This is a genomic window from Pyxidicoccus fallax, assembly GCF_012933655.1.
Classification (GTDB): Bacteria; Myxococcota; Myxococcia; order Myxococcales; family Myxococcaceae; genus Myxococcus; species Myxococcus fallax.
Genome location: NZ_JABBJJ010000445.1, coordinates 1 through 8,720, shown reverse-complemented (window position 1 = coordinate 8,720; position 8,720 = coordinate 1). Strand labels below are relative to the sequence as shown.

At 70.7% G+C, this 8,720-nt stretch carries 7 protein-coding genes; 6 read left to right on the top strand and 1 reads right to left on the bottom strand.

What is annotated here, in order from left to right; genetic code table 11:
* From HG543_RS48310 to HG543_RS48290, 5 genes are all read left to right on the top strand, one after another.
* On the top strand, window positions 1-1,538 hold a 1,538-nt coding region (locus HG543_RS48310; RefSeq protein WP_169351736.1), incomplete at its 5' end, for a hybrid sensor histidine kinase/response regulator.
* 250 nt (window positions 1,539-1,788) lie between these two features.
* Entirely contained in the window at window positions 1,789-2,451 is a 663-nt protein-coding gene (locus HG543_RS48305; RefSeq protein WP_169351735.1) for a cobalamin-dependent protein, read from the top strand.
* Window positions 2,452-2,456: 5 nt separating this feature from the next.
* Window positions 2,457-3,164, top strand: a complete 708-nt coding sequence (locus HG543_RS48300) for a hypothetical protein (RefSeq protein WP_169351734.1) — start codon at window positions 2,457-2,459, stop codon at window positions 3,162-3,164.
* Entirely contained in the window at window positions 3,161-5,209 is a 2,049-nt protein-coding gene (locus HG543_RS48295; protein WP_169351733.1) for a hybrid sensor histidine kinase/response regulator, read from the top strand. Before HG543_RS48300 ends, HG543_RS48295 begins: the two co-directional genes overlap by 4 nt.
* Window positions 5,202-6,728, top strand: a complete 1,527-nt coding sequence (locus HG543_RS48290) for a response regulator (protein ID WP_169351732.1) — start codon at window positions 5,202-5,204, stop codon at window positions 6,726-6,728. Before HG543_RS48295 ends, HG543_RS48290 begins: the two co-directional genes overlap by 8 nt.
* A gap of 34 nt (window positions 6,729-6,762) precedes the next feature.
* Here the strand turns inward: HG543_RS48290 and HG543_RS48285 are convergent, their stop codons facing one another.
* Window positions 6,763-7,131 carry a helix-turn-helix transcriptional regulator gene (locus HG543_RS48285; RefSeq protein ID WP_169351731.1) on the bottom strand — a complete coding sequence of 123 codons (369 nt, stop codon included), beginning with the start codon at window positions 7,129-7,131 and terminating at the stop codon, window positions 6,763-6,765.
* Window positions 7,132-7,932: 801 nt separating this feature from the next.
* Here HG543_RS48285 and HG543_RS48280 point away from each other — a divergent pair.
* The coding region (locus HG543_RS48280) for a cache domain-containing protein (protein ID WP_169351730.1) at window positions 7,933-8,720 on the top strand (788 nt) is incomplete at its 3' end.

Sequence of the window (8,720 nt, the reverse complement as noted above, 5' to 3'; positions counted from 1 at the left end):
TAAGAGACGGCGCCCGCTCCGCGCCCGTGATTCTCGTGGTGGATGACTATGAGGCGAGCCGCTACCTGCTCGCCGTCACGCTGAAGCGCGCGGGCTACGCCACGGTGGAGGCGGCCACCGGCGAGGACGCGCTGAAGCACGCCCGCGACATGCCCGACGCGGTGCTGCTCGACGTGCTGTTGCCGGACATGCTCGGCTTCGAGGTGTGCCAGCGCCTGAAGCGCGACCCGGTGACGGCCTCCATCCCCGTCATCCAGCTCTCCGCGTCCTTCACGTCCGCCACGGACAAGGTGGAGGGCCTGCAGGGCGGCGCGGACAGCTACCTCTTCGCCCCGGTGGACCCGGAGGAGCTGCTGGCCACCCTGGGCAGGCTCCTGCGCACGCAGGCGTCCGCGCGCAAGCAGTCCAACCTCCTGGATGCCGAGCGGGCGATACGCACCGAGCTGGAGCGGGCGAACGCGCTGCTGCGCGAGCAGGCCTTCATCCTCCGCAACGTCCACGACAGCATCATCGTGACGGACCTGGAGGGCCGCATCACCCACTGGAACCACGGCGCCGAGCAGCTCTTCGGCTACACCTCCCGGGAGATGCTGGGCGAGCCCACCGCGCGCATCTACCCGGGTCAGGCGTCGGACGACCCGGCGGCGGACCTCGCGCGCATCCGCGCCGGGCTGGACTTCCAGGGCGAGTGGCGCGGGCGGCGCAAGGACGGTACCGAGGTCTGGGTGGACATCCGCACCACGCTGCTGCGCGGCGACGCGGGCGAGGACGTGGGCTTCCTCGGCGTGGCCAAGGACATCACCGAGCGCCGCCGCGTGCGCGAGGAGCTGCGCCGCCGCGCGGAGTTCGAGCAGCAGCTCATCGGCATCGTCTCGCATGACCTGCGCAACCCGCTGTCCGTCATGCTCCTGGCCGCGTCGGTGCTCCAGCGCCGCGAGGACCTCGACGAGCGCGCTCACGCGCACCTGGCGCGCATCGTGTCCAGCGGCGAGCGGGCGACGCGGATGATTCGGGACCTGCTCGACTTCACCCAGGCGCGGCTGGGCGGAGGCATCCGCCTGGAGCGCGGCCCCACGGACCTGCACGCCGTCGTGCGCGACGTGGTGGAGGACCTGCGCGTGTCGCACGCGCAGCGCGAGGTGCGGCTGGAGCTGTCCGGCGAAGGCCGCGGCGTCTGGGACGGGGACCGCATGGCCCAGGTGCTGACCAACCTGCTCTCGAACGCGCTGGCCTACAGCCCCGCCACCCTGCCCGTCACCGTGCGCGCCGGGAGCTCGGACGCGCAGTGGCACGTGTCTGTCCACAACGGCGGTGAGCCCATTCCACCGCACCTCCAGGCCACGCTGTTCGAGCCCATGCGCCGGGGGCCTTCGGCGAGTGGCGGCGCCTCGAGCCGCTCCATCGGGCTGGGCCTCTACATCGTCCACCACATCGTGGACGCGCATGGAGGCACGGTGGCGCTCGACTCCTCCGCCGAGGCCGGCACCACCTTCACGGTGCGGCTGCCGCGCCAGGAGCCGACGCCCGAGGGCCCATAGCGGGCGAGCCCACCCACGCCTCCGCGTCAAACACTCCCCGGCTCTCCGTGTGTGCCATTGTACACAGGTACGATGCGCCGGGATGATCCGGAAAAAGCTACAGCCAGCCGAGCATCCGAGCGCCCATCAACAGGGTCGCCGAGTGTCGTGTTATCGATGAAAATGGGTCCGCTTCGCTGTAACTGAGATTCCGGTCCCTCATACCTTCCGTTCCATCTTCACGCGGCACCTTGCCCGCCCCTCCGAGCCCGTGCTGCCCCAGAGCGAACCCTCACTGACTTCACTGCGCGAGAAGTATCTCGCCGCGCAGCTCTCCGGGAACCGGAAGGAGGCGCTGCGTCTGTTGGTGGACGAGGGGCTCCTGCGGGGCATTCCCCTCCAGGTGCTGCACCTGGAGATCATCCAGAAGGCCCAGTACGAGATTGGCCGCCTGTGGCAGGAGAACATCATCTCCGTGGCGCAGGAGCACCTGGCCACCGCCATCTCGCAGCTGGCCCTGGCGCACCTGTACCGCCACCTGCCCAGGGACCCGGACAACGGCAAGGTCGTCATGGTGTCGTGCGTGGAGGGCGAGCTGCACGAGGTGGGCGCGCGCATGGCCAGCGACTTCCTGGAGATGTCCGGCTTCGACGTGCGCTTCCTCGGCGCCAATGTCCCGCCCGAGCACCTGGCGCGCATGGTGCGCGAGGTGCGCCCGGACCTGCTCGCCCTGTCGGTGACGATGACGTACCACCTGCCCCAACTGCGCGAGGCCGTGAAGCACGCGCGCGCCGCCATGCCGGGGCTGCCCATCGCCGTGGGGGGGCTCGCCTTCCAGTGGGCACCGGAGCTGGAGAAGGACCTGGACGTGAGCTTCTTTGGCAGGGACGCGCGAGAGCTGGTCGCCTCCGCCTGCCGGACCCTGGGAGTCTGACCGAGATGGAGCAGCCGCTGAGCAGACTCGTGGAGGCCCGGACGGAAAAGCTGGCCACCACGTCCGTGGAGCCCCTGTACGCGGACCCCTTCTGGGAAGCCCGGTACGGCGAGGAGCGCACCCGCCGCTTCGGCGACGAGGACGCGCGCTTCCACGTGCGCTACCTCGTCCAGGCCCTGGCCGAGCAACGCCCCTCCGTGCTGGAGGGCTACGCGCGCTGGCTGCGCACCCTGCTGGTGTCGCGCGGCATGTGCACGCGCCACCTGGACCGCCACTTCACCGGGCTGGCCGCCGCGCTGGAGGCGGAAGGCTGGGGCCCCGGCACCGCACCTCACGACTACATGCGCGCCGCGCGCGACGCCCTGCGCTACACCGAGGGCCCCGCCCACCTCCTGGAAGAAGAGGCGCCCGCCCTGGCCCGCGCCGCCGCCGGGCGGCTGACGCTCTACATCATCCCCGAGGACCGGACGCGTCTCGAGGAAGAGTTGCAACTGCATCTGTCCTACCTCGCGGACGCGCTCGCCTCCGGGCGCCCCGAGGTGATGGGAGACCATGTCCGCTGGTACGTGGGCTTCTGGCCCCGGCGCGGATTTGGACTGCTGGCATTTCCCAGCGTGCTCGGCATGTTGAAGTCCGTGCTGGGTACGCGGCACCCGGAAGCCCGGGCCCTGCTCGCCACCGCGGGCGTGTCCTGGGAGGAGACTCGTTCATGAGGCACCCCGCCTCCCCCGACGCACGCCTCTTCGAGGAGCTCAGCCGGGAAATCGCCCTCGTCTGCGATGCGCAGGGCACCCTGACCTGGGTGGACGCGCGCGCGCAGTCTCTCCTCGACGCGAAGCCCGGCCAGACGCTGCGCGGCCTGGCGGCCAAGGGCGCCGAGGAGAAGGTGGACAAGCTGCTGGTCCAGGCCCGCGACGAGCAGGTCGAGGGCTGGGAGCTCATCCTCTGCCGCGACAACCTCCCCACCACCTTCGCCTTCCGCGCGCGCCCCCATGACGGCGGCGTGCTGATGGTGGGCAACCTGGTGCCCGAGGACTACGGCTCCGCGCTGGACCAGCTCAGCAGCTCGCTCAGCGAGGTGTCCGCCCTGCACCGCGAGACGGAGCGCCAGCAGCGCGAGCTCAAGCGCCGCGCGGACGAATTGACGCGCCTCAACCGCGAGCTGGAGGAGTCCAACCGCGGCGTGCGCAGCCTCCACGCCGCGCTCGACGAGAAGGCCGAGAGCCTTCAAATCGCCGCCGAAATCAAGAGCCGGGTGGTGGCCAACGTCAGCCACGAGTTCCGCACCCCGCTGCACTCCATCCTCGGCCTGTCCAAGGTCCTGCTCAACCCCATCAACGGCCCGCTCAGCGGTGAGCAGGAGAAGCAGGTCCAGTTCATCCGCAACTCCGCGGAGGCCCTCTTCGAGCTGGTGAACGACCTCCTGGACCTCTCCAAGATGGAGGCCGGCAAGGCCACGCTGCGCCACAGCCGCTTCGTGGTGAGGGATTTGCTCAGCGCGCTGCGCGGCATGATGAAGCCGCTGCTCCCGCCGGACTCGCCGGTGGAGCTGCGGCTGGTGGAGCCGGAGGACGCGCTGGAGCTGGAGACGGACGAGTCCCGGCTGAGCCAGGTGCTGCGCAACCTCGTCTCCAACGCGCTGAAGTTCACCGAGGCCGGCCACGTCACCCTGTCCGTCGTCCCGGGCCCGCGCGACACGGTGGTCTTCACCGTGCAGGACACCGGCATCGGCATCGCCCCGGAGCACCACGAGCGCATCTTCGAGGAGTTCTCCCAGGTGGACAGCCACCTGCAGCGCAAGGTGAAGGGCACCGGCCTGGGCCTGCCGCTGGCGCGCAAGCTGGCGGAGCTGTTGGGCGGCACCCTCACCGTGAAGAGCGCGCTCGGCCAGGGCTCCACCTTCACCGTCACCATCCCCCGCGTCCACAACGAGGTGGCGGAGATGGCGGGCCTGTCCCAGCGCAGCGAGCACCTGGACCCCAGCCGCGCGCCGGTGCTGGTGCTGGAGGACGACCGGCAGACGCTCTTCCTCTACGAGAAGTACCTCGCGCGCTCCGGCTTCCAGGTGCTGCCGGTGCGCACCACCGAAGAGGCCCGGCGCGTGCTGGAGCGCGTGCGCCCCGCGGCCATGGTGCTGGACGTCATGCTGGAGGGGGAGACGAGCTGGAGCTTCCTCGCGGACATGAAGAACAGCGAGTCCACGCGAGACATCCCCGTCCTCGTCGTCACCGTGACGGACCGCGAGCAGAAGGCGCGCGCCCTGGGCGCCGACGAGTTCTGGCTCAAGCCGGTGGACGAGGAGCGCCTGCAGAAGAAGCTCCAGACGATGGCCCGCCAGGGCCCCGTGGAGCGGCTGCTGCTCATCGACGACGACGACGTGCACCGCTACCTGCTCAAGCAGCTCCTCAAGGACCTGCCCTACGTGCTGCTGGAGGCGTCCGGCGGCAAGGAGGGCGTGCGGCTGGCGCGCGAGCAGGCCCCGCACCTCATCTTCCTGGACTTCGTCCTCCCGGACATCACCGCCTTCGACGTGCTCGACGAGCTGAAGGCGGACCCGCGCACGCGCGACATCCCGGTCATCCTCCACACCTCGCACGAGCTGCAGGAGGACGAGCGCACGCGCCTCGCCCGGGAGACAGCCGCCATCCTCGCCAAACACACACTGAGCCGCGAGGTGGCGATTACGCGCATCCGCGACGCACTCGCCAAGGCCGGCCTCGGCGCCCGCGCCTTGCAGGAGGGCAGCCGCCGTGGTTGAGCCCAAGCTGGCCACCGTTCTCAACGTCAACGACGACGACGCGAACAGATACCTCGTCAACCGCATCCTGGAGATGGCGGGCTTCCGCGTGCTGGAAGCGGCCACCGGCATGGGTGCGTTGCTGATGGCGGAGCAGCACCGCCCGGACGTCATCGTCCTGGACGTGAAGCTGCCGGACATCAGCGGCTACGAGGTCTGCGAGCGTCTGCGGAAGAACCCCGGCACCGCGTCCATGGCGGTGCTGCACACCTCCGCCACCTTCGTCACCTCCGACAAGAAGGTGCGCGGCCTGGAAGGCGGCGCGGACGCATACCTCACCCAGCCCTTCGAGGCCGCGGAGCTCATCGCCACGGTGAAGTCGCTGCTCCGCCTGCGCCATGCCGAGCAGGTGGCCCGCCTGCGCGCCGAGGAGCTGGCGGAGATGGACCGCCGCAAGGACGAGTTCCTCGCCATGCTGGCGCACGAGCTGCGCAACCCGCTCGCCGCCATCATGACGGCCATTGGCATCCTGGAGCGCAAGCCCACGGACGACGCCAAGGAAACGCGCATGCGCGGCATCATCCAGCGGCAGACCAACCACCTGGCCCGGCTGGTGGATGACCTGCTGGACGTCAGCCGCATTACCCGGGACAAGGTGGAGCTGCGCACCAGCAAGCTGGACCTGCTGGACGTGCTGCGGCAGGTGCTCCAGGTGGCGCGCCCCATCGCGGAGTCCCGCGGGCTGGGGCTGGAGGTGTCCATGCCCCCGGGCCCCCTGTGGGTGACGGCGGACGCCACCCGGCTGGAGCAGGTCTTCACCAACCTCCTGGACAACGCCGCCAAGTACACGGACGGCGGCCACATCCTCGTGCGCATCGAGCAGGTGGGCGTGGATGGCTCCGCGAAGGCGGTGGTGCGGGTGAAGGACACCGGCATCGGCATCCCCGCCGACGTGCTGCCCTACATCTTCGACCTGTTCGCCCAGGCGGACACCTCGCTGGAGCGCTCGCGCGGGGGCCTGGGCATCGGCCTCACCCTGGTGCGAAAGCTGGTGCAGATGCACGGCGGCGACGTCCAGGCCCACAGCGAGGGCCCGGGCCGGGGCAGCGAGTTCGTGGTGAAGCTGCCGCTCCTGTCGGAGATGAGCACCCCGGCCACGAGTGGGCGCGTCAGCGACGGGCGGCGCGGACGGCGCATCCTCCTGGTGGAGGACAACTCGGACGCGCGCCAGGCCATGCGTGACTTGCTGGAGCTGTGGGGCCACCAGGTGACGGTGGCGCCGGACGGCCTTCAGGGCGTGGCGCTGGCGCTGACGCAGTCGCCGGAGCTGGCGCTGGTGGACATCGGCCTGCCGGGGCTGGACGGGTACCGGGTGGCCGAGGAGCTGCGCTCACGGGTGGGCAACAGCATCCGCCTGGTGGCGATTACGGGCTACGGCGGCCCGGAGGGGCAAGACCGCGCGCTGCAGGCGGGCTTCGACATGCACCTCGTCAAGCCGGTGAAGCCGGACGAGTTGGATCGGCTCCTGTCGTCGCTGTGACGCGGTGACGGAAGGGCGCGGGCGGGCGCGACGTTCAGCGCCGGCCCAGCGCGTTGGCGACCAGGCCCAACAGCTTCACCTTCGAGGGCTCCAGCTGGCGCACGGTGCGCAGCAGGCGCCGCACCTCGGGCCGCTCCTGCGGAGACGGCGGCGGCTCGGCGGAGGAGCGCGTGGAGCCGGTGCCGTGCGAGGCCAGGCCCAGCAGCTCGTCCGCGGAGACGTGCAGCTCGTGACACAGCTTCAGCAGCGTCTGCACGCTGGGAAGCATGCCGCCGCGCTCCAGACGCCCGTATACCTCGGTGGCCACATCGATGCGCTCGGCCACGTCGGCCTGCGTGAGCTCCAGACGGGTCCGGGCGGCGCGCGCCGCTGCTCCGATGGTGGTTGCGAGTTTCTTGTCCATGCCTTACCGACCCGAAACGTTTGGCCGCTGGCATAGGACGTATGGAGGCAGACAGACAGAACTTGCCGGGTCAGCCTCAAGTTGTTCACCCGTAGGGTTACCGCCCACGAGAGAAACTCCGGGGGTTCTGACCACCGTGCCGGGCCCGCATTCTCCTCGACGGAATCCCCCTCTGGCGAGCGATTCAGGCACCCCGCGAGGGCCCGGGGAGGCCCAGAAAGCCGGGTGACCTATAACGTTGGACGGCAAGTTTCCTACGGTGCCTACGAGTCCTGCGAAGGGTTCCTCCCCTGAGGGTTGGCTCGCCGCGGCGGGCCTTCTTCCCGCCGGTGGCATCCGCGACCCGGGAGGCATCCACCGGCCTTCCACGGCGCCGTGGCGGCGGGGCGCCCGGACCGCTCCGCCTCCGGCCCCAGGGACTTCCCCGACCGGGTCCCCGTTCGGGGGGCTCCCTCTCTCGCCTCATCTCGAATGTCCTGGCCCGCGAAGCGGCTTCCCGGTCGGGTTCCCGTCCGGGCGATCCAAGGTCTCCGCACGTGGCGGTCCCGCCCCGCCACGAGCCCGTATGCCCTCCGCACTTCGCGCGCTCCACGAGCCCATGGGCCTTCCAAGGAGACGCGAAGGCGAACCCGGAGCGGCTCCACTCCGCCCCTGGGCCCGCTTCCGAGACGGACAGCCAGGACCTCCCGGTGTTCCCGGTCCGCTCCCGGTGCGAGCACCGGCACGGGGTGTAGCGCCACTCGGGGAAGCGGGCCCACGAGCGTGCGCCTTGCGGGAGGAGGCGGACTAGGCTGCGGCCCGATGTCGTTTGGACGGCGCAGCCTGCTGGTGAAGCTCTGTGTGGCGATGGGCGTGGTGGCGCTGCCGCTGCTGCTCGTCATCCTCGGCTACGTGCTGCCGACGCTGCGCGAGCAACTTCGCGAGGACCGGGTTCGGGGGCTGCGGCAGGCGGTGGAGACAGCCTACGGAGTGCTGGAGGCGTACGAGGCGCAGGAGCGGGCCGGCACGCTGACGCGGCAGGAGGCGCAGGCCCGGGCGGCGGCGCTGCTGCAGGGGCTGCGCTACTCGGGGGTGGAGTACTTCTGGGTGAACGACCTGGACACGAAGCTCGTCATGCACCCGCACCTGCCGGCCATGCTGGGCAAGGACCTGAAGGGCTACCGGGACGTGCGGGGCCGGCCGGTGTTCATGGACATCGTCGCCCTGGCGAAGGCGAAGGGCGAGGGCGCGCTGGCGTACGAGGCGACGCGGCCGGGCTCTCCGGACCCCATCCCCAAGGAGAGCTACGTGAAGCTCTTCCCGCCGTGGGGCTGGGTTCTGGGCACGGGCGTGTACGTGGAGGACATCGACCGGGAGGTGGCGGCGGTGCGCCAGCGCATCCTCCTGGCGGTGGGCGGCGCGCTGGTGCTGGCCGTGCTGGCGGGCGCGTACGTGTCGCGGCGGGTGGTGCGGCCAGTACGGGCGCTGGCGGACGCGGCGCACCGGGTGGCGCGGGGAGATCTGGACGCGCGGGTGGAGGTGAAGTCCCAGGACGAGGTGGGCCGGCTGACGGAGGCCTTCAACCTCATGGTGGCGGGGCTGCGCGAGGT